The organism is Verminephrobacter aporrectodeae subsp. tuberculatae At4, assembly GCF_000193225.1.
GTDB classification, from domain to species: Bacteria; Pseudomonadota; Gammaproteobacteria; order Burkholderiales; family Burkholderiaceae_C; genus Acidovorax; species Acidovorax aporrectodeae.
In genome coordinates, this window is the sequence record NZ_AFAL01000740.1 from 1 (window position 1) to 1,251 (window position 1,251).

At 71.5% G+C, this 1,251-nt stretch carries 1 protein-coding gene and 1 pseudogene; both read left to right on the top strand.

Features of this window, described 5'->3' with window-relative positions; translation table 11 throughout:
* Positions 1-637: pseudogene (locus VTU_RS29085) on the top strand (N-methylproline demethylase); the annotation flags it as partial.
* 1 nt (position 638) lies between these two features.
* On the top strand, positions 639-1,251 hold a 613-nt coding region (locus tag VTU_RS29090; protein ID WP_010108337.1), incomplete at its 3' end, for a DUF3483 domain-containing protein.

Genomic DNA, 1,251 nt, shown 5'->3' on the forward strand with positions numbered 1-1,251 from the left:
CGTGGTGCTGGCCACCGGCGGCGTTGCGCACACCGGCCAGACGCCGGCCTGGGGCGCGGCGCAGGGCCTGTGCGTGAGCAGCTGGGACATCCTGTCGGGCGCCGTTGCGCCGGGCGAGAACGTCCTCGTGTACGACAGCATCGGCGCCCACGCGGGCACCGGCGTTGCCGACTTCATCGCCACGCGCGGCAAGCAGGTGGAAATCGTCACGCCCGACGCGAAGGTCGCCGACGACGTGGGCGGGACCACCTTCCCGATCTTCTACCGCCAGCTCTACGCGAAGGGGGTGATACAGACGCCCAATTGCTGGCTGGAAAAGGTCTACCTCGAAGGCGACAAGCGCATCGCGGTCCTGAAGAACGAATACACCGAGGCCCTGGAGGAGCGCGCCGTGGACCAGGTGGTGCTGGAGAACGGCGTCCTGCCCAACGACGGCCTGTACTGGCAGCTCAAGCCGCTGTCGCTGAACCAGGGCCAGACCGACATCGACGCGCTGTACGACGCGCAGGCGCAGCCGGGCCTGAGTCTGCCCACCGGCGATGGCGACTTCCTGCTCTACCGCGTCGGCGACTGCGTCTCGATGCACGACATCCACGGCGCGATCTACGACGCGCTGCGCCTGTGCAAGGACTTCTGACATGCTGGCGCAATTCATCGGTGGAATCTTCTGGCTCGCGCTGCTCGGCCTGGCCTGGGGTCTTGCGCGGCGCGCGCGGCTCTGGCGCACGGGGCGCGCGAGCGCCGTGGATCTGCGCGGACTGCTACAGATTCCGAAGCGCTACCTGGTCGATCTGCACGAGGTCGTGGCGCGGGAGCCCTTTGTTGCGCGGGCCCACGTGGGCGTCGCCGGCGGCGCCTTGCTCGCGCTGGCGCTGGTGGCGCTCAACTACGGCCTGGGCCTGCACGCGCGCAGCCTGGACGCGCTGCTGCTGCTCGCCGGCCTGCTGATGCTCGCCGGCGCCGGCGCCATGGCCTGGCGCCGCCAGGGCGCAGCGGCGCGCCTGTCGCGCGGGCCATGGCAGCGCCTGCCCTGGACCCTGCTGCTGTTCGCGCTGGCGCTGGCGCTCACGGCTGCCGTGGGGTTCACGGGGGTCGCGCTGGCGCCCTGGCTCGCAGCCTGCATCAGCCTGGCGTTTGCCGCGGGCGCCGCGGAGCTCGCGCTGGGCCCGGGACTGGGCGGGCCCATGAAGCATGCGCTCGCGGGCCTGCTGCACCTGGGATTGCACCCCCGGCCCGAGCGCTTTCGCGTCG